A 21,846-nucleotide genomic window follows, 5' to 3' on the forward strand; every position below is an offset into this window, starting at 1 on the left:
TATGAATGAAGAAAAACAATACAAAATAGATTTTGAAAAAGTTAGAAATACATTTAAATTTAAAGATAATGGATTAACTCATAGTCAAGGAAATCAATTTAAGTTACTACCATATGCAGCTAATGAAAAAACATTAGTCTCAAATTTTAATGGTGTTGTAGGTGCATTTTCAAGGTGCATATGTGATAAAGATTTAAAGAATGAATTTAATTTTAATGAATTTATTGAAAATATTGTAGAAGAAATAGGCGAATTTGAAGGAGTAACTAGTAAAGAAGTATTTAGGGATATAGTTAAGACAATGTTTATAAATAGTGAAAATTTAGTAGATTTTGATATAAAAACTATTAATTATATAGCATCAACAAATTCAGATGAAAAAATTGCTAAGTTCTTATATTCAATATTTTTTGATGATGAGTTAAAGAATTTGGTAATAGAACATTATAGTAGAGATGTAGAAAATATATTGTATAAATTAGTCTTAAATGCTTTACCAGAATTGAAGAATAAAACAGTTATAAATGAGAACTATAAATGTTATTTACCTTTTGTAAAGGATTTATTTATTAAAGATTTTAAATTTCTTATAAAAAATGAAGAATTATATAAGAATTTTTTAAAGAGATTTCTTGAGTATTACTATATGTTTTATGTATCTCAATTAGCAGTGAAGTTATCTAATTTTGAAAAAGCAGATTTAAGTTCTCCTGAAGCTATATATTATACTTTGAGTTGGGAAAGCACATCTAAAAATAGAACAGCCTATAGATTTGGATGGGATCTACTTAAAAATAGTGTAAATTCATTATTTTCTCATGCCATTACTTTAGAATTTTTAAATCATCATGGGTTAAATGAACAGCTAGGTTATGTAGAGTTGTGTAATCTATTTAACTTAATGGATGAAGAAGAAATATCGGAGCAAATTGAGCTGCTTTATCAAGAGTATACAAGTCGTATAACTGATAAGGACTGGAATGAATTTAAAGAAAAGAATAGAGATAGTGGAAATAAAGCATTCAATAAAGTATATAAATTATTTGAAGCAATAGAATATCAGTTTAATAAATCAAGTAGAAGTAGAGCCAATGAAGCTTACAAGAACTGGTATATAAAATTTGTATATGAAAACTTTTCTAAGAAAAGGGGATCACTTGGATATAATTTAAATTTAACTGAAGAAGATATAATTTTAATTACTAAGATATGTATTAATGATAATAAAAAACTAAAGTTAAGTATATTATTTAATGAATTTGAAAAAAGAGGAATATTTTTTGATAGAGATTCGAAAATTAAAATAGTACAATTATATGAAAAATTAAATTTATTAGAAAAGAAATCAGATAGTGGGGATGCGCAATATGTTAGATCAGTTTTATAGCTATTTGTCAGATAAAATAGTAGAATTTTTTAGTGCTAATGCTCTAACTCCAGGAGCAAAGTATAATATTCAATTTGAAAAACAAGAACAAGTACAAGCATTGTATGACGAATTGAGAAATAATATATCTTGTGATAATTATATTTATAAAGATAGTAAAGGAGAAGTTAAATATAACTCATATCTTTTAAATTTTCATGGAGTAAAGCTTATAGTATCAGCAACTATCAATAATGTTCAACCAGATTTTTTAACTAGACTTAGGAATATGGTTGGAGTAGAACCAGGATATGAAGATAAAGCTATACTCTTTATTCATGATACTAATCTTGATAGTATTATCGGTGGAACGGAATCATTTACTAAGGATGGAATGCCTTTTCACATAAATTCAATTGAGAGAGATATAAGGGTAAAATTGGAAATTTCGGAATTTAGTGAAGTTGATAGGGCTATTATAGAACTAGATTTAGAAAGAAAGAAAAAAGATCTTTTAGGAGAAAATGTGTCAGTTTTTGAATATAGAGATTTGTTAGAAATAATTAATGAAACTTGCATTGAAAAAAATCAATACAAAAATTTTGGATTATTTTATGATAGTGAATTAAAAAACCTTGAAGGAAAAGAGTTAAAAAATAGACTTGCTATAAATGCAATTTATTATAGTAGGGTAGATGAGATACATAATTATGGTAATCCAGAATTGCAATTAGAAAGATATTTTGATGAAAAAGGAATAGATAAACTAAAGGGTGAAGATTGGAAATCTGTAGATTATAAAGAGGTAAGTAAATCTGTAGAAGAAAAGAAAAAAATAAAGCCTTTAGAATATAAATCATCTAATCAAGAATGGGATAGAGAAGAGGGGACATCTAAAGTTAAGTCAAGAATTAGAAATATCATAGTTTTTAATGAGGATAATAGAGAAACTATAGAATTAGAATTTAATTTTGATGATTATTTAAAAAGTGAGTTTTTAGATAAAAAATCAATGAAAGGATCAGTAGGTGTAAGTATATCAGGAAAAAAAATAAAGGCAACAATACATAAATCAGAAGCAGATACTGATTTCTATAAGATAGTTTACAAAAATGATAAAAATATAAAGTTTGAATTTAAAATCGTAATGTTAAGTTGTAATGAGAAATACCTGGAAAGTATAAAAACAAGATATTCAATCATTATGAAAGGAAAAAATAAATATATTTCAGTAAATACAAATGATTCTAATATAGTATTTAATGAATACGCCGAAAACTTATCTAAATATGAACTTGAATATAATAATGACATAATTGATATTAATGAAAATGAAAAATTGATATTAAAAATTAGTGAGAATTTTGAGTATGAGAATGATAGTGATCTTGCTAGATTTAATTTAAAAATAAATCAATGTATAATTCCTATAGGGATAGTTGGAACCAGTGAAAAAGTTGTTCCAATTGAAGGATTAAAAGTTTGGAAACTAAAAAGAGAGAAGCAATGTGATTTTGTATTAACAGGAGAGAATAAATTACAGCATGGAACAAAAGAATATTTTACTAGGGATGAATTTAGAAGAAATCTTCAATTAGAAAAGCAGATAATAGAAAGTGAAGGAATATACTTTATTGAATCTGTAGATGGATTAGAATCTATAAATTTAGAATTAAATACTGAATTAAGAGAAGCTTATACTGAAATTATAAGATATTTTAGTATTTCGAATAAATTGCCAAGCTTAGCATACTTAAATGATGAACTTAGAATTTTATATAGAAATTTTATAAAAAAATATATAGAAGCATTAGAAGACATAGAAGAAAGTTCTTGCCTTACAAAAGAACAAAAGAACTTATTTAAAATTGGAGTTATAAAGAGAGAGGTTGAGGATAGAGAATTAATGCTTACTTCACTTCACCCTTTAAATATTGCATATCAACTTCATATGGTTGAGAAAGTTAAAAATGAAAGCATAGATGACGAGATTATTAAAAAATTTACGTCCACATACTTATTACCATATATAGTAGATGAGAATAGTAAACTTTACATCCCAATGGAACAATATAATTCTCCGGAATGGAAGTATTATGTAGATGAATCTCTTCCAAGATATAAAAGCTCAAGAGATTTCGTATCAAAATTAGTTCATGAGAAGATAGAAGAATTTGTAGGGCACTTTAAATATATGTTCAGTATGGGAAATAAAGCACCTATACGAATAAATTTAATAAATACAGGTGATAGCAAAGAAATTCTTCAAGGTATATTTAAGTATTATATCAAGCAATTAAGATTAAATAAAACTAAAGAGGTTTTACCGATTGATTTATTTATATATTCAAATAAAAACATTACAAATGCTTTTGAAGAGGTGGCGTTTAGTGATGATATTAGTAATTTAAAAGCAAGCTATGGATTAGATTTGAACATAGATAGTATGTCTGAAGAAGATGTGTTAGATATGTATAGAGATAAAGTTCATTTCTATTCAAAAAAAATTGAAGATGGAATAGAATATGCTCATATTACATTTTTAGAAATGAATAATGACACAAAAATTATAACATCAACTATGGATAATATTCCATCAGGAATAATATTAAATGGATTAATTTCTGGTATACCATCAGTATTTTTAGGAGATTCATATAGAACTGGATTTGGCACTAAATATACGAATACAGATAATGATTTAATTAAGGTAGCAATAAATTTGAATGCTTTAAATGCTGCTATTGGAGGAGAACCTTATAATATTAACCAATGTAAAGCATTATCAATGCCAAGCAAAAGCAAAACCGTATTAGACAATATTTATGAGGCTAGTCATTGGGTAACGTTTATAGATCCTAAAGTCGACTTAAACTTTTTTAAAAATGATCCAGAAGCAAAAGATTTATTGATTATACATTATAGTGATCAATATACTACAGCAGGTGGATATGATGCAATAACTGTTACAAGAAAATCAAAACCTTATCAAAGAGTTATTAAAGAATTCTTAACTGAAAAAGGAATTGAAAGTGAATATGATTATTCACCAATGATAATTAATATGTTTAATGCTGTTAATGGGGACTGGCTATTAAGATTATTATCAAGTAAATCGCATTTCCCTAAAGAAAAAATAAGTATTTTATCAGCAATAAAATTAGCACTTGCTAAATTTAAAAAAGATAATATTATATGGGTTCCAATATCTTTAGAAGAAGTTCTAAGGGTATCTGGTGGATCGGGGCTTAAACAAAATGAAGGATTTTTTTCAGCGAAAAATCTAGGATTTGATAAGAATGGTGTTACTAGTGACGATATCCTTTTAGTTGGTATAGAAAATGTAGAGGATAAAATATTTGTTCATTACTATCCAATAGAGGTTAAAATAGGAGAAAATAATTCTTCATACATACAAAAAGGTGTAGAACAAGTAAAATCAACTAAAAAGATATTTAGTGAAACTTTATTGCCGAGTGAAAATGGAACTATTAATAGTAGTCAAAAGGTATATCGTAATTTTTTAATGCAATTAGTAATAACAAGTGCAGAAAAGCTTAATCTTTATAATGTATGTGATGAAGAAAATTGGAAAAGTATAATTGATTCTGATTTAAGGAGAAAATTACTTAATGAGGAATATGAAATAAGTAATTCTATGGAAGAATCTATTGGACAAGCAGCTGTTATATCTTTTAAAAGAAGAAATATTTTTAATAATGTCAGTCTAGAAGATGGTGTTATGATTATTGAAATGTCCGAAGAAGACGGATTTAGTTTTATAACTAAGAGCATAAGAGAAATACGTGAATTATTAGAAAATGAAGGTATAGTAAAAGAAGGTGAAGATGAGGTAAGCTTACCTAAAATAAAAGACATAAGATATGGCGTAAATTTACCTAAAATAGAAGATATGAAAAGTAATGCAGAGAATATAGATTTATTTAAAATAGAAGATACAAAAAATGATGAAGATAAAAGAGAATTAAGTACAGAAGTTGAAGATAGAGTTTTAGGAGCAAAATCATCAATAGAATATTCAAAAATGCAAATACCAAAAGTGAAAACTTATCAAGATCAAATTGATGAAATACTAAAAACATATAAGTCTCAATCTAAAGAGATAGCTGCATCTATAGAAAAAGATCGAAATATGCAAATTCTATTTGGCGTAAATCAAAAAAATAATAGAGAGATTTATTGGTGCCCTAATGATACTAATAAATTGCTTCATACTAACACAGGGATAATTGGAACAATGGGGACTGGCAAGACTCAGTTTACAAAATCAATGATAACTCAAATTCATAGAGAGGCTAAATACAATGTGGATGGAAGGAATGTTGGAATATTAATCTTTGACTATAAAGGTGACTATAATAAATCAAAAGAAGATTTTATGAATGCTACCAATGCTAACGTATTTGAACTATATCGCCTACCTTTTAATCCATTATCGATTGTTAAAGCAGCTAACTCGAAGCCAATGCTTCCGTTGCATACAGCTAATGGGTTAAAAGAAACATTAGCTAAAGCTTTTGGCCTTGGAATAAAACAAGAAACTTTATTAAGAGACCTGATAATGGAGGCTTATGAGAGAAAAGGAATAATTAAAAATGATCCTAATACCTGGAGCAATCCAGCACCAACTTTTAAGGATGTATACGATATATATGTAAGTAAAGAAGACCTAAAAGAAGATAGTTTATATGCTGCATTTAGCAATTTAATAGATTTTGAAATTTTTGAACCAAATTCATCAGAAACTAAGAGCCTTTTTGATTTAATAGATGGAGTAACTGTAATAGATTTATCGGGATACGATCCAGGAATACAAAATTTAGTTGTAGCAATAACATTAGATCTATTCTATTCTCAAATGCAAGCATACGGTCATAGCAAAATAGATGGAAGTCTAAGACAATTAAATAAAATAGTATTAGTTGATGAGGCAGATAACTTCTTAAGTAAGAATTTTGCTTCATTAAAGAAAATACTAAAAGAAGGTAGAGAGTTTGGCGTAGGAACTGTACTTTCAACTCAATTACTTAGTCATTTTTCCACAGGTGAAAATGACTATTCAAATTATATTTTAACTTGGGTAATCCATAAAGTAGATGATCTTAGTAGTAAAGCTGTTAAATATATTTTTAATACTCAAAGTAAACAAGAAGAAGAAATGCTATCTAATAAGATAAAGAGCTTAGCTAAACATTATAGTTTAGTTAAGATGGGGGATATTGATAGGGCTATTTATATGAAGGATAGAGCATTCTGGCAGTTGATAGATTGATAATAATACGCATGTACTTAAATCTAAGATTAAGTACATGTGTGCTATTAAAAGTTTATATAGAAAAATAGCACCATTAATGCTAAAATATGTATTGGGTATACTATAGAATATTATGAAAGAGAGAAGAAAAGGTGAAGTACGAGTTATTAAATAATATTTTAGAAAAAATATGTGATTCAGCACCAAATAGCTATAAATCATATAAAGATGATTCTAAAGAGGGAAAAAATGCTGCAAAATCTAAGGCGTTTATGCATTTATATTTAAAAGTTAAGTTTGGTATAAATGAATTTGAAAAAAGACATGAATTAATTACTGACGGTTCTGGGGATGGTGGGCTTGATGCATATTACATTGATTATGATAATAAATTAATCTATATGATTCAATCAAAATTTAGAACAAATGAAAAAAATTTTGAGGAAAAAGAAATAACCTTGGAAGAAATTGTGAAAATGGAGAATAAACGAATAATTCATGGAGAATTAACAGATAGCTTTGGAAATGAATTTAATGAAAAAGTTAAAACATTTCAAAGAGAATTAAGGAGTATTAAAGATATTGCAAGATATGATTATAAGGTAATAATATTAAGTAATTTAAAGAAGTATTCTGAGAGTCAAATAGGGAATATGATCGGAGGACTACCATATGAAGTATTTGATTTTAATAAAACTTATAATGAGTTAGTTTATCCTATTTGTACAAGTACATATTATAATGAGAATAACATAGAAATCTCAATAAATTTGAGCCAAGAGAATATAAATCGTTTATCAGAAAAATTCCAAACATCATTTGGTCAGTGTAATGTAACTATTATATTTGTACCTGTAGTTGAAATAGGGCAAGTAATGCAAAAATATAAGAACTCTATATTAAAATATAATCCAAGGAATTATTTATCTTTATCAAAAAATAAAGTTAATCAAAAGATTAGAGATTCAGTAGTAAATAATGAAGATGAAGATTTTGCAATATTGAATAATGGAATAACAATATTATGTGATGATCTACATACTTCAGATAGTACAGGTAGAAAGAATAATGCACAAATTATTATAACTAATCCTCAATTTATAAATGGAGGACAAACTGCATATACGTTAAGTAAGATCATAGAAACAAAAGGTGTAGATGAGTTATATAAAAATAAGAAAGTTATGTTAAAAATAATTACTGTAAATTGTGATAATGAAGAAGAAAGTAGCAAATATAGTAAATTCATAGAAGAAATATCAGATGCGACTAATATGCAAAGTAAAGTGGAGGAAGCAGATAGAAGATCTAATGAATGGATTCAAATAGAGATACAAAAGCATATATATGAAAAATATTCTTTATTTTATGAAAGAAAAAAAGGCGAGTTTGAAACTGCCATTGCAGATGGGTATTTAAGTAAGGATCTTATAATAGATAGAAGTGATTTTTTAAGATCAGCCCTTTCATATAAGGGAGATGCAGCTAAAGCAAGAGCAAGTTCAGGAGATAAGCTATTTGAGAAATCAACATTTAATAATATATTATCATCTGTAAATGAGTTTGATGAGTTAATGATAGCATATTATGTATATAAATACTTAGTTGAACTTGAAAAAGAAAATAAAAAATCAGGAGATAATCAATTCGGTGAGGCACTTAGATATGGAAAATATGCAGTAGTTAAAACTGTAAGTATGTATATAAAAGAAATGAAAAGTATAGAGTCTTATAAGATGAATAAAAATAAAATACAGCAATTAACTGATTATATACTAAAAGAGTGGTATAATTTTGAAAAAAATGTTGTTAATAAAGAAGCAAACATGAAGTTCTTTTCTTTAGATAAAAGAGAATATTTAAGTTATTATAAGAGCCCAAATGTTAATAATGATATAGATGAATATTTTAAAGTATCAGATGTTATTAAAGAGATTGCTACATCATCATAATAATTATTATTGAATAGATTAATAAAGAATAGAGTCTATTAATAAAATAAATCTATAGAGAAATTTTCTCTATAGATTTATTTTATTTAATACATTTAATTTACTTAGAGTTAATCGAATGAAATTATTACTTCTATTTTTAAGACCAATTCCAGTAATAACATAAGAAGGTTCCCCAATGCCACACGCAGAACCAGAGGAAATAGCTACTTTATCAGCTAAATCTTTAATCATCATATCATTAACAATATCAGGAATTAACATCCCAATAACTCCAGGGATATGGTTATCTGGATCTCCTAGGAATTCAACTCCAGGATATTTTTCAGTAAGCATTTTTTTAGTTTCAATTTCTAATTTTGAGATTTTTTTAATATATTCATTCATATCTCTTTTAGCAATTTCACAGGCTTTACCGAAGCCTACTATATTATGAACGGCGGAGGTTCCAGCTCTATATCCTTTTTCTTGTAGACCACCATGTATTAATGATGTCATTTTGTAGTCAGACAAGCTAGTTTGTCTAATAAATGCAGCGCCAATGCCTTTTGGACCATATATTTTATGTGCTGATACAGAAAGAAAGTCTATAGGAATTTTTTTAACATCTATATCAATTTTTCCTAATACTTGAGTAGCGTCAGAGTGAAAAAGTATTTCTTTTTCCTTAGCAATAGCACATAAGTTTTCTATATCATTCAATGATCCAATTTCATTATTACCCCATATGAAAGATGCAAGTATAGTATTTTTCTTTATTGCATCCCTAAAGGTATTTTGTTGGACTTGAGCATATTCATTTACAGGAAGAAAAGACACTTCATATCCACGGTCTACCTTTTTTTTAGCACTTTTTTTCTTTAAAAATTGACTTGCTATTGATTTTTCTGATTTATTCCAAAATACATCACCATTTAAAAATTTGCATGTTTGAAGCACTGATTTATGTTCTACAGTAGAAGTAATTATATGATTACCTTTTTCCTCATAGTATTTTTTATAGTCAGCTACACCTTTAATGATAAAATTATTGCTTTCAGAAGCACCACCAGTGAATATTATTTCTTTTGATTCTGCATTTATTAAATTAGCAACTTGTTCTCTAGCTTTTTCTACAGCTTTCTCAGCATTTACAGCTAATGTATAATATCTGCTAGAGGGATTACCGTATTCTTCCTTTAGATAAGGCAACATCGCTTCTAATACTTCAGGATCAATTGGAGTAGTTGAACTATTATCTAAATATATCATATATTAGCATCTCCCTTTTGCAGTAAGTTAGTTAAGAATTTTTCTAAGTTACCACCTGCATATTTATATTTATTATATAGAAGTTCAGCTCCTCTATCCATATGTAACTTCATAAAGTATGGATAGTATTCATCATCATTTATATGTCTTCCAAGCTTTGTCTCTATAAGTGCTTTATATATTATATCAAACTCACCAGTAACAGTTGTTCTTTGAAGTTCAAGTCCATTTGTATCTGTATTTTCATATTCTTCAATAGAAGTGGATTCGTTTAATGACATTGAAACAGCTATCTTACTTAAAGCAAATGGTTTAAGATTAGAGCTTTTTCCTATTTCTTCAAATATTTCTTTTGTTCTCTTTGATGTCTTTAATCTAAATCCCATATTTACACCTCAAAATATCCATTTTTAACTTCAGTTTTTCTTGATTTTGTATTATATAATAGTAAGTATTCATTACATACATAAGGTTTGAGAACCTCATATAATTCAGCATCAATTTCTTTATTAGTTGAAAGAATAATTACTTGTTTACTTATATTTGGTAAATAAGTAGTAGTTAGTGAATTCCTATGACTTTTGTCTATACGACCATAAGGTGTATCAATTATAAATGGTATTTCAACACCAGAACTTTTAATTATAGCCCAAATTAAAGAAAGAATATAAATTTGCTTCTCTCCGTTTGAAAAATCATTTATATTTATTTTTGTGCTTAAATTGATTGAATTAAAAACATCATTAGTTAATTTCTCTTCAAGTTCTCTATTATTTGTTACTTTGTAATACTTATATAAATCATCTAAAAATTTAGGGCCATATTTTTTAGCTAATCCATTAAATCCGATATTCTTTATTATATTTAATATATCAGTAGTATAATATTCTTTATTTATGTAAAGTGTAGAGTTAAAGTTATCATCAATAACAATACTATTTATATAGTTATCTTTTCTAATTATTAAAGTAAATATTTTAATAAATTCTTCTTGTATCAACCTTATTTTATCTATAGTTATATCTTTAAGCAGCTCCTCTAAATATGAAATAAGACTAGCAGACATATTTAAGACATTAGAATTTTGAAGTAGAGAAGTATACTCATTTTTAGCTCTAGTAAGATGATACTCTTTATTTTTTAAATCTTCATATTTTCTCTCAATAGTAGATTTTGTAATGGTTAAATTGTTTTGGATTTCATTTATTTCTTCATTTATATAATGCATTGATTCTAAGTAACCATTTAATATATCTTCTGAAATAGTTGAGTTTAATTTCTCTCTTAAAGCTTTCAGCTTCGAGGTTATTTCTGAAATTCTAATAAATTTATTATTAATCTCTATCTTATATAAATTCTCTTTTGATAACACATTATTAATAGTAAAATTTATTGAATTTTTTTGTTCCGGTGACAGCTGTAAAATGCTTAATACATTTTCCAACTCTTTTGTATCAAACATATTTGAAAGTATTGTAGTTGCCACTTCATCATAAATATTATCTGATTCATCATGATTTAGGTGATATTTAGATAGTGACTGCTTTATAATTGTACCTGACAGCTTATCTTTAATACTGTTATAAGAATTTAGAGATTCTTCTTTACATATTTGTTTCTGAGTACATTTCAAAATATCAACTACTAATAAAAATGGTAGAGTATCATTGCAAAAATCTTTAATAGATTGATATATATCAGTACGTTCATTTTCAAGTTTAGCTATTTCAGAATTTAAAGTGGCTTTTTCATATTCTAAAAGTCCACCGCTATTTTTAAAATCTTCTTCTAATTTAGTTCTTTTAATTAATAAATTATCAAGATAATCTTCATTTGAACTAAGATCTTTTTCTAATTCTTTAATTTCTGTATTTATATTATTGATATCAGAAGAAAGGCTATCAAAGTTTATTTGTGCTTCTTCTAACCTTTCATTTGATTTTGATTGTGCTCTTTGGTAAGTTAATAGTTGCTTTTTTAACACTTCAAAAGTATCATAGTTAAATAGTTCAAGAATAGATTCTTTTAAATGAACATTTGCATTCTTACCTGTAAAAAAATTACTTAATTCTTCACCGTCAAAGAAGAAAAAATCAAATAGCGATGGAGGAATTACAGATTTTAAATATTTATCAAAATGTACTTTATCTTCGTCACTTAATTCTTTATCATGCAAATATACTTTAAATTTTTCATTCAATTTTTGATTAGAATAAGTCCAGGAACGTTTCAAACAATATTCTTTTATTTCAGTACCTTCTTTGAAAGAAAGATTTAACTCAAGTGAGCACTCTATTTCTTTATTCTTAAAAGCATTGTCATTTATATTATTTTTAATCTTAGTTAAGTAATTATGATTTTGCCCTAAGTATCCATAAGTAGTAGGACCATAAATACATAATTTTATCGCCTCAAACAAAGTTGATTTACCAGCACCATTTTCACCGCCAATTAAAATGATATTTTTATTATCTGTAGGAGAAAATGAGAAGGTAATTTCATCTTCGTATGATCTAAAGTTTTTAAGGGTAATACTATTAATTATCATCTTATATCTCCTCAATAATTGATTTATGCAAATGTCTTTGATTAAGGATTTTAGTAATTGATCTATCTAATATAGTTTTATTTGTAAAGTGCTTATATTTATTTGTTTCAATTAAAAGCTTATTAACTAAATCTTGATCAATTTTATGCTTATCGCATAACGTTGTTATTTTACTTAAAGTGTCATTATCAAAAATAGGCTTTTTATAATCATCCCAAGGGAGTTTCTCACCGGTAACATCATAGTATAAATCAACTAATGTTCTACGAGTTAAATCTTCTTCCTCATCCCATATTTTATCAATAGCTTTAAGCTCTTCCTTAGTTATAAGTTCAATTTCATATTCCTCATTCATAAGCTTTTGAGTTTCTAAAAGCTTTTCTAATATTAATTTTCTAGCTTTAAAATTAAATGGACCATACCCAACTACATTTACAAATTCACCTTTATCATCAGATTGTATTTTTGATGACTCTATTTGTAAACTATCAGTCAGTGGCAAAAGTTCTAGATAAACCTTGTCCTTATCGCTAGAGTTAAATATCTTACCTTCTTGTTTTAAAGTCTTAGAATTTTTAAAATCTATATAATATTGACCATTTTCATCATCAAATATATGATCGTCATTTAAAGTATAATTTTCTAATAAAGGAAGTTTTTCTAAGTATAATTTCTTGTAATAATGATTTCCATCTCGTCTATACTGCATTCTATGTTCATGTTTATTACGAATGTTTAAAATCCATGTTCTGAAATCTAATAAAGGTTGTAGCCAATCTTCACCGTTTTCAATAAATCCAGTTAAAGATTTATCCTCAGTAACTACTGTACAAATCCAACATCCAAATCTTGAATTGCCGCAAGAAGGAGTTTCTTTATCATTAGTCACAGTAAATGGGCATTCGCCACCATCTGCTCCCATATATAATTTAAATAAGTCATTATTATTTGTATTCCAAGGGGTATTCCCATTATTGCTAAGTAATATACTCCAAACATCATCTGTAGTTAAATCTACAATTGGATTATATACATAAGTGTTTTGAAGAGATCCATGGGGAGTTAAAAGATAACCTTCTATTTCTCTATTTCTAATTCTTATGCCTCTTGCTATACTTTCAGATTTTCTAACTCCAAGAAGTACAACAACCTCACCATTTTCTTTTACCTTATTTTCAATAAATTTATTTGATGGCTTAATTTTAAGACGTTCAGTGCACCATCTAAATCTTATAGATGTAGGTGTAGGTAAGCCTTTACCAATTATATTAGTCCAATATGTATTGTTGTAATCAGGATGCATTATGTGAGTATACAATGGAAGCCCTTGGGTTTTAGCACCATCATTTATTAATTTAGAATTTAGCTTTAAGTATCCAAGAATTATAGGATTTTCTATTAGTGTATCTGATGAAACAACATAAATATCCTTATGTCTTTCCTCAGGAGATAAATTTTGTAACATCATAAATGCTAACTGAACTACAGTGGTACTATCTTTACCACCACTATACCCTATAACCCAAGGTCTTTTATCATTTTTATAGACCATCTTCATTTCTTCAAGAATATAATTTATTTTATCCTGTAATTTTGTACTCATAATCAACTTCCTCTTTTGTAGCTATTTTCCAATTTTAACTCTTCTTTTGTTAATGGAATTTTTAACTTAGTTTTTACTAGATTACTAGTTAATCTTACATATGTTGCACTCTTAACAATGCGCCCAGTTGGACCTATAACTCTATTTTCCCAGTCTTCTAAATTAGTTCTGTGCCAATCTATGTTTTTAACATTTGAAAGAATCTTTTTCCAATTAGATGTATTATTTATATATAAGTAGTTTCCAACCAAACCTAGAGCTTCTAGAACTACACCATTAGAACTTATATAATCGGTTCTAAAAAGATGAGGATTAGTATCTTTATTAAATACGAACTGCCATTCCTTCATGTTTGCACATAATATATTCCAAAAATCCTTAACAAAGTCAGCAATTTTAGGATCATTAATGTTTAATTTACTTACTAATTTTTTATTGGTTTCATTGATACTACTCAAGGTAAATAACTTAGGTGAAAATTTAGGTAGAGAAGGATTCTCTTTATCTGTATAATGTTTTAAATAATTATTTTCTTCAAGTAGTGATTTTGTAATCATAGCTATTGGATTTCTTGAATCATACAAAATTCCAATGGATTTAGATACATTAACTGCATGTTTATTTAAGTCTGCGAATATTTGTTGACTTCTATTGAGACCTTCATCAATAAATAAAACAACGGAAATTGTTTCATTACCTAAATCAGGAGAAACTTTTAATGCCTCCTCAATAGCAGCTCTTCTATGTTGACCATCATTAATAAGCAATCGACTGTCCATAGAAACTTTAAGATTCCCTATCTTTTCATCAAAGCTCTTATTTAAAGGTGAAAATTCAAACTCACCATCGATTGAGGCAGTAACTGATGAAAAGACATAGTCTTTTGGATTGTTTACGATATATGATGCAATCTCAGGAATTCTAGCTTTATTAAGAATTCTTTGAGATCTATGTTCAGGTGGCAAATCATCATCACTAAATATAAATAATTTAGATAAAATCGACAGAGGACACATTATAACAAAAAAGTCCCTAGCTGCCTGTTTTCCCTTGATCGCAGGGAAGGTGTAAAAGAAATTATTCTTCATAGAATACCTCCTACGTACGTATAAATGCTTTACTACATTATATTACTTATATATAATGTAGTAAAGCATTTATACAAAAAATAGAGCTAGAAATACTATTATAGAAGCAGGTTTAACTTGGTATTATAAGAATTGCATTATCTTTAAAACTCACACTATTGTAGCAGAATGATGTATTTGTTATAATCATTTTGCTTTAAAAGCAAAAAAAAGCAGGGTATTTTCGAATAGCGGAGATATTTGAAGAAACTGTTAGAAATGAGAAAGAACATAAAGCAAGATATCTTGAACTTCTTAAGAATTTAGAAGGATGTTATAGATTATAGAACTAGTAGGTTTTATAAAGAGAGATTAGAAAAAAGTAAGAAAGCTAGAGTATAGAATATAGTTTAAAATATAAGTAAAAATAATCAATGTAGATAAAAATATTATTCAAAAATATGATTATACTATAAAAACACATATATCTAACTCCTATAGTTTAAGAAAAGATATCATGTGCTTTATTGTTAATTATTAATCCTCATAAACTCTCTCAAGAACAATTCCTTCTTTAAATCCGCCTCTCTCAAGCTTCTTTTCCTCTCTTTTCTTTAAAAGATCTTCTTCAGAATATTCTAAAGCAGAGGAAAGTCTAAATATAACTTCCATTAAATCTGCAAGTTCTTCTAAATTTTTATCTTGAGAAAATTCTGAGGCTTCTTCTTGTAATTTTGCCTCAAGTAGTGAAACAAGTTCTTCAGCACTAGCATAATGTATATCAAACTTTTTACCTGCATTTTCTATTATTTCAGGTATGTTATCTCTTACGAGTTTATTATAAACTTTCATTTGAATACCTCCTAAAAATTAGTATGGCTTAATTATAAGTGGTATTTTATGAGAGGGTAAGAAATAAATAATTGAAATTAAACTAGGTTGATTTATGCTAATATTATAGATATAAAAAATTTAACTTTTTGTGTTTAAGGCATTGTTTATAGATCTATATCATTTTTATGAAATCTTTTTTATTTCTTCATTGTATATAGATCATTTTCTATACTACTAATCTAATAATCTAAATTTCTCAGCCTTTGCTGAGAAATATCCATAATTGTGAACTGTGAATTAAATTCCTTTTAACCCTCACACTGTTGTAGCAAAAGCATATATTTGTTATAATCTACGTAAAGGAAAACTTTGCTATACAAATGTATTTTAAAGATGGTAGGAGGTATTACACTTATGAGTAACTTAAAAGGAACAAAAACAGAGAAAAATTTGATGGAAGCATTTGCAGGGGAGTCACAAGCAAGAAATAAATATACTTATTATGCTTCAAAAGCAAAAAAAGAAGGATATGTTCAAATAGCAGAAATATTTGAAGAAACTGCTAGAAATGAGAAAGAGCATGCTAAGATATGGTACAAGCTATTACATGATGGCATTGGAGATACAGCTGCAAACTTAAAAGATGCTGCTGCTGGAGAAAATTACGAATGGACAGATATGTATGCTAAATTTGCAAAAGAAGCTAAAGAAGAAGGCTTCGATAAAATAGCATTTCTTTTCGAAGAAGTTGGTAAAATAGAAAAAGAGCATGAAGCAAGATATCTTGCACTTCTTAAAAATTTAGAAGAAGGAAAAGTATTTAAAAAAGAAGAAAAAGCTATATGGAAATGTTCAAACTGTGGATTCATCTATGAAGGAGAAGAAGCTCCACAAATGTGTCCTGTATGTGCTCATCCACAAGCTTATTTTGCTATGGAAGCTAAAAATTATTAATTAAATATATATTAGAATTAAAACCCTATGAAAATCTATATAATTAATGATTTTCATAGGGTTTATTTTTGTATAAAAGAATACCACAGGTTATACCTGTGGTTCTAAAAAGCTTTTAGCTATGAGTATAAAAAAAGATCCTCCTTTAGTAAAATAAGTATTAGGTTTGCCGACCAATACTTGAAATACAAAGGAGGAGTTCATAATGAACAATAACAGTTTAGCACATAGCAAATGGAATTGTAAATATCACATAGTGTTTGCACCTAAGTATAGAAGACAAATAATATATGGAAAGATAAAAGTTGATATTGGAGTAATATTGAGAAAGTTATGTGAACATAAGGGTGTAGAAATAATAGAAGCAAATGCATGCAAGGACCATATACACATGTTAGTTAGTGTTCCACCTAAATTAAGCATAGCTCAGTTTATGGGATACTTAAAAGGAAAAAGTTCTCTTATGATTTTTGATAGACATGCTAATCTAAAATATAAGTATGGAAATAGACAATTTTGGTGCAAGGGATATTATGTTGATACAGTTGGGCGTAATAAAAAAGTAATTGAAGAATATATAAAAAATCAAATACAAGAAGATATAGCATATGAGCAATTGAGTTTAAAAGAATATATTGACCCGTTTACGGGTGAGCCAGTAAAGAAGAGCAGATAAAATAAACCCCTTTAGGGGTAGTTAGTAAAAATTTGCGGTTGGCAAACCGTTCGGCGTGCGAGCAGAACAGCTAGTAATATGCCCTTATAGGGCTAAAGCAAACCACCCGTTTTACGGGTGGTCCTGATTTATTATTAAACATGAGGAATATTTGTATACTTTGATATTTCTGAGTTAGCTGTACATAGATCTTCTACGCTTAAATCATGAATATCACTATGACCAGATATTCTAGCAAATGTTTTTAATTCTTCTAAGCTTGCATTTAAGAAATTAGCTACACGTTTAGCACTTTTCTCTATTTTAAATCTACTTCTTAAATTCTCATCTTGAGTTGCACATCCTACTGGACATTTTCCACCATTACAAATACGATATTGTTGACAAGCAGCTGCCATCATAGCAGAACTACCAATTGCTACAGCATCAGCTCCCATTGCAATTGCTTTTGCAAAATCTGAGGAAACTCTAAGTCCTCCTGTAATTACTAAATCAATATCAAGATTATGCTTGTCTATATATTTTTTAGCTCTATATAACGCAAAAATAGTTGGTACTGAAGTTGCATCTCTAAGTAATTTAGGACTAGCTCCTGTTGCTCCTCCACGTCCATCAATTGTTACAAAATCTGGTTTTGCATAAGCTATGAATTCCATATCTCTTTCAATATGGCCTGCTGCAATCTTTATTCCAATTGGTCTTCCATCAGATAACTCTCTTAAATCATCTACTAATTTTTTTAAGTCTTTTTTTGAGTTAATTTCTTCAAAGCGAGAAGGACTTATTATATCTTCTCCCATAGGCTTATTTCTGATTTTAGCAATTTCTTCTGTTACTTTTTCCCCAGGAAGATGTCCACCCATTCCTGGCTTAGTTCCTTGTCCAATTTTTATCTCTATAGCATCTGCTCTTTTTAAGTTTTCTGCTGTAACGCTGTATTTATTAGGCACGTATTCAAATATGTATTTATAAGAAGCATCTATTTCTTCAGGTAAAATACCACCTTCGCCACTACACATAGCAGTTTTATTTTCTGCTGAACCTTTTGCTAATGCTATCTTTAGTTCTTTAGATAATGCACCAAAAGACATATGTGTAATATAAATAGGACTTTCAATTACCATAGGTTTCTTTGCTTTTTTACCTATAATAGTTTGTGTATTTACAAAGTCATGTTCATTTAAAGGAAATGGATTTAATTGTGCCCCTAAGATTAAAATATCATCCCAAGAAATAATAGGTAATTGTGTTCTCATAGGAGATATAACTGATTTCCCCGTTTTAGCCATCTCATGTATAATAGCCATATGTGTTTCTATATCATCACTATTTCTTGTATATTCCCCTAAATAATCTAATGAGTCCATCTTGTTTTCACTTTCAATAGATGTGTTCGCTTCAGATTTATCATTATTAATTTGTTCAAACATACTCTTTGGAGCAGTACATAAAGGACATGCCCAGCTTTCATCTAATTCTGCAAATAATTTTTCATTATTTGATTCATCATAGATATAACCACAAATACTACATTTATACATTTTCATATCATACCCCTTCTTTCGTTATAATTAAATTACATCATCACATTATTATAACATAATTTAACTGCAAATCTGATAAGGACAACAGCAGTGTAGTAAGATTCGTGAAAATAAACCTTATTGTAGTTTTTATATGTAATTAAGAATATTTAGTTATTAGAATATATATTAATTTATTAAGATAGTAGTTTCAATTTTATAATTCTAATATAAAGTAAATCTTAAAAGGAATACTTTTTATAATGAAGAATAACAAGGAAGAGGAAAGAAAATATTTTGACTTGCTAAGTAGATTTTAAATAATATTTATATTGAAAAATAGTGAGAAAAGAAAATAAGGGGGATAATATCATGAAAGTAACTGTCATTTATGGAACAATGCATAAAGGGAGTACATATCATTGTGTTCAGGAACTTTTAAAAAATTTTGCAGATGTACAAGTAACAGAATTTTTCTTACCAAAGGATATGCCGCATTTTTGCAATAGCTGCTTTTCTTGCTTTTTAAAAGGCGAAAATACTTGCCCACATTACACGGCAGTTAATAATATTAAACAATCTATGCTTAAAGCAAATTTAATTATTTTGGCATCACCAGTGTACGTATGTGATGTTAGTGGTCAAATGAAAGCTTTGCTAGATCACTTTGGCTATATATGGATGTCTCATAGGCCTGAGCCTTTAATGTTCAATAAAATAGGATTGGTTTTATCAACAGCAGCAGGTGCTGGAACCTCATATACTAATAAAATTATGAAAAAATCTCTTAATTTTTGGGGATTAAAAAGAGTTTTCTCATATAAGAAAAATGTTGGAGCTATGAGCTGGGAAGAGGTAAATAGTAAAACTAAAGATCAAATTATAAAGGAAATTAGAAATCTTGCTGACAAAATTTCTAAAACTGTGGCAAAATCAAATACTTTGAAGCCTAGATTGTTCACAAAAATTATATTTACTGCTATGAAAGGTATGCAGAAAAAGAGTAGTTGGAATGAGACTGACAAGAATTATTGGAAAGAACAAGGCTGGCTTGAAGGAAAAAAGCCGTGGTAGTGTATTAAATATTGATATAAAATTTTTAATAATTGCTCATTTCCCATTAGCTAATTGTAGCGGTGGACAGTGTTCGTCATAAAATCTAAATCGATTTCCACTATCAAATATTAAACAGATAGTTAATATTTCAATAAATAATGTTTTGGAATATTATGATAGTGATTAAAATAAATAGATAATAAAAAACTTATGAAAAGTAATATGAATTAGATATAAAAAATATTTAATTTACAAAAATATGGGTCAAAGGAGTATAAAATATAATGAATACACCAAGTATATATTTACTTTTTCTTTTTTCAATAACATTGCATAATATAGAAGAAGCACTTTGGATACCACGGTGGTCAAGATATACAGAAAAATTTGGCAAGCAAGTCAGTGGTGATGAATTTCATTTTGCTGTATTGATAATTACAATATTAGCATATTTAGCAACAGGCTTATTTATATTTTTTCCTAAAAATTTAATATTAAAATATTTTTTCTTTGGCTTTATAGGATCAATGATGTTTAATATTATTTTTCCTCATTTAATTTTAACTATTATATTAAAGAAGTATTCTCCAGGATTAATTACAGGAGTTCTTCTTATAATGCCCTTCAATAGTTTAATTATAGTTTCCTCACTGAATAACAGTATTATTAATTTAAATGAAGTAATTATATCTACCATTGTAGTTGGTATATTATTATTAATTTTAATACCTATTTTAGAGAAAATAGGCGGAAAACTAATTGATTACAAATAAATTAATAAACTAATTAAATGATAGTATTATTTTATTGCGAACTAAATGAATATAAGATATCTTTATAAAAGTGTTATAAAAAAATTGATATGAGCTAAAGAAAAAGTTAGAGTTCATATAATAAGCAAAAGTGAAAGGATAAGGATTTTAAAATGAGAATAAATAAACTTCTTAGCAATTATGGTATTTGCTCAAGGAGAGAAGCTAATAGACTTATTGAAGAAAATAGAATAATAGTAAATGGTCAACTTTGTAAGCCAGGTCAGTGGGTGGAAGAGGAGGATATTATCCTCATTGATAATGAGCCTATTCAAGTGAAAGATAAAGTATATATTGTCTTAAATAAACCAGTAGGAATAACCTGCACCGCAGCAAAAGAAGTGAAGGATAATATAATTGATTTTATGAATTATAAAGAATATATTTTTCCTGTGGGTAGATTGGATAAAGCGTCTCAAGGACTGATATTAATGACAAATGATGGAGAGCTTGCAAATAAAATTTTAGAATCAGAAAATGAACATGAGAAGGAATACATAGTAACTGTTGATAAAGCTTTTGATGATTTTTTTATAAAAGGAATGTCTGAAGGGGTTGAAATTTGTGGAGTTAAAACAAGACCCTGCAAAGTGAGTAGAATTACAGAAGATACTTTCCGCATCATTCTCACACAAGGTCTTAATAAACAAATTCGCAGAATGACCAAAACTTTTGGATATACAGTTGTACGCCTAGAACGTATTCGAATTATTAATATAAAAATTGATGGAATAGATACTGGTAAGTGGCGTAACCTTACAGAAGAAGAGGTAATGGAATTAAAGAAGATGTAGCTTTTATGCTTAAAAAAGTATAGGGCTTATAGGATAAAAATTCATCATAGAAATATGGTGAATTTTTTTATATGTGAAAATCTAGTTTAAGATTTTTAATATTTAATATAACAGTGATTAGAGAATAGTATTATA

15 protein-coding genes and 1 pseudogene are annotated in these 21,846 nt (G+C 27.4%); 9 read left to right on the forward strand and 7 right to left on the reverse strand.

The features are described 5' to 3' along the window. The first annotated feature begins 1 nt into the window (after position 1). The 3 genes from dptG (at position 2) to ACY1IQ_RS17775 (ending at position 8,593) form a co-directional block, all read left to right on the forward strand. Entirely contained in the window at positions 2-1,387 is a 1,386-nt protein-coding gene (gene dptG, locus ACY1IQ_RS17765; RefSeq protein ID WP_461615234.1) for a DNA phosphorothioation-dependent restriction protein DptG, read from the forward strand. Further along, positions 1,368-6,659, forward strand: coding sequence for a DNA phosphorothioation-dependent restriction protein DptH (dptH, locus tag ACY1IQ_RS17770; RefSeq protein ID WP_461615235.1), 5,292 nt, complete (start codon positions 1,368-1,370; stop codon positions 6,657-6,659). Before dptG ends, dptH begins: the two co-directional genes overlap by 20 nt. 134 nt (positions 6,660-6,793) lie before the next feature. Beyond that, positions 6,794-8,593, forward strand: a complete 1,800-nt coding sequence (locus tag ACY1IQ_RS17775; protein ID WP_461615236.1) for an AIPR family protein — start codon at positions 6,794-6,796, stop codon at positions 8,591-8,593. A gap of 69 nt (positions 8,594-8,662) precedes the next feature. Here ACY1IQ_RS17775 and ACY1IQ_RS17780 read toward each other — a convergent pair whose 3' ends face one another. Genes ACY1IQ_RS17780 through dndB form a run of 5 tightly spaced genes read right to left on the reverse strand, consistent with a single transcriptional unit; the run spans position 8,663 to position 15,083 of the window. Then, positions 8,663-9,844: a cysteine desulfurase family protein gene (locus tag ACY1IQ_RS17780; RefSeq protein ID WP_461615237.1), complete on the reverse strand. Its 1,182-nt coding sequence runs from the start codon at positions 9,842-9,844 to the stop codon at positions 8,663-8,665. Beyond that, a complete protein-coding gene (locus tag ACY1IQ_RS17785; protein WP_461615238.1) occupies positions 9,841-10,230 on the reverse strand; it encodes a DndE family protein in 390 nt (129 codons plus the stop codon). The genes ACY1IQ_RS17780 and ACY1IQ_RS17785 overlap by 4 nt, the downstream gene beginning before the upstream one ends. Positions 10,231-10,232: 2 nt before the next feature. Further along, positions 10,233-12,392 (reverse strand): DNA sulfur modification protein DndD, encoded by a 2,160-nt coding sequence (gene dndD / locus ACY1IQ_RS17790; protein ID WP_461615239.1) that lies wholly within the window; start codon positions 12,390-12,392, stop codon positions 10,233-10,235. Position 12,393: 1 nt separating this feature from the next. Further along, positions 12,394-13,995 carry a DNA phosphorothioation system sulfurtransferase DndC gene (gene dndC / locus ACY1IQ_RS17795; protein WP_461615240.1) on the reverse strand — a complete coding sequence of 534 codons (1,602 nt, stop codon included), beginning with the start codon at positions 13,993-13,995 and terminating at the stop codon, positions 12,394-12,396. A gap of 2 nt (positions 13,996-13,997) precedes the next feature. Continuing rightward, entirely contained in the window at positions 13,998-15,083 is a 1,086-nt protein-coding gene (gene dndB / locus ACY1IQ_RS17800) for a DNA sulfur modification protein DndB (protein WP_461615241.1), read from the reverse strand. A gap of 221 nt (positions 15,084-15,304) precedes the next feature. Between dndB and ACY1IQ_RS17805 the strand changes: the two are divergent. Then, a pseudogene (locus ACY1IQ_RS17805) lies at positions 15,305-15,409 on the forward strand (hypothetical protein); the annotation flags it as partial. A 190-nt stretch (positions 15,410-15,599) separates the two neighbouring features. Here the strand turns inward: ACY1IQ_RS17805 and ACY1IQ_RS17810 are convergent. Further along, a complete protein-coding gene (locus ACY1IQ_RS17810) occupies positions 15,600-15,914 on the reverse strand; it encodes a phosphoribosyl-ATP pyrophosphohydrolase (RefSeq protein ID WP_461615242.1) in 315 nt (104 codons plus the stop codon). Positions 15,915-16,310: 396 nt separating this feature from the next. Here ACY1IQ_RS17810 and rbr point away from each other — a divergent pair, with 396 nt between their 5' ends. After that, the gene (gene rbr, locus ACY1IQ_RS17815; protein WP_039633107.1) at positions 16,311-16,850 is read left to right on the forward strand and encodes a rubrerythrin; all 540 of its coding nucleotides are present in this window, start codon (positions 16,311-16,313) and stop codon (positions 16,848-16,850) included. Between the two features lie 205 nt (positions 16,851-17,055). Beyond that, complete coding sequence (gene tnpA, locus ACY1IQ_RS17820; RefSeq protein WP_461612632.1) at positions 17,056-17,526, forward strand: IS200/IS605 family transposase; 471 nt, start codon at positions 17,056-17,058, stop codon at positions 17,524-17,526. Between the two features lie 134 nt (positions 17,527-17,660). On the opposite strand, the gene ACY1IQ_RS17825 is transcribed toward tnpA, so the two are convergent. Then, positions 17,661-19,073 (reverse strand): glutamate synthase-related protein, encoded by a 1,413-nt coding sequence (locus ACY1IQ_RS17825; RefSeq protein WP_461615243.1) that lies wholly within the window; start codon positions 19,071-19,073, stop codon positions 17,661-17,663. A gap of 348 nt (positions 19,074-19,421) precedes the next feature. Between ACY1IQ_RS17825 and ACY1IQ_RS17830 the strand changes: the two genes are divergently transcribed. The 3 genes from ACY1IQ_RS17830 to ACY1IQ_RS17840 all read left to right on the forward strand — a co-directional run bounded on the left by ACY1IQ_RS17830 (position 19,422) and on the right by ACY1IQ_RS17840 (position 21,711). Beyond that, complete coding sequence (locus tag ACY1IQ_RS17830) at positions 19,422-20,123, forward strand: flavodoxin family protein (RefSeq protein WP_461615244.1); 702 nt, start codon at positions 19,422-19,424, stop codon at positions 20,121-20,123. A gap of 266 nt (positions 20,124-20,389) precedes the next feature. Further along, positions 20,390-20,878, forward strand: coding sequence for an HXXEE domain-containing protein (locus ACY1IQ_RS17835; protein WP_461615245.1), 489 nt, complete (start codon positions 20,390-20,392; stop codon positions 20,876-20,878). 152 nt (positions 20,879-21,030) lie between these two features. After that, on the forward strand, positions 21,031-21,711 hold the full coding sequence (locus ACY1IQ_RS17840; RefSeq protein WP_461615246.1) for a pseudouridine synthase: 681 nt from the start codon (positions 21,031-21,033) through the stop codon (positions 21,709-21,711). Positions 21,712-21,846: the final 135 nt, after the last annotated feature.

The organism is Clostridium sp. Marseille-QA1073 (assembly GCF_054863625.1).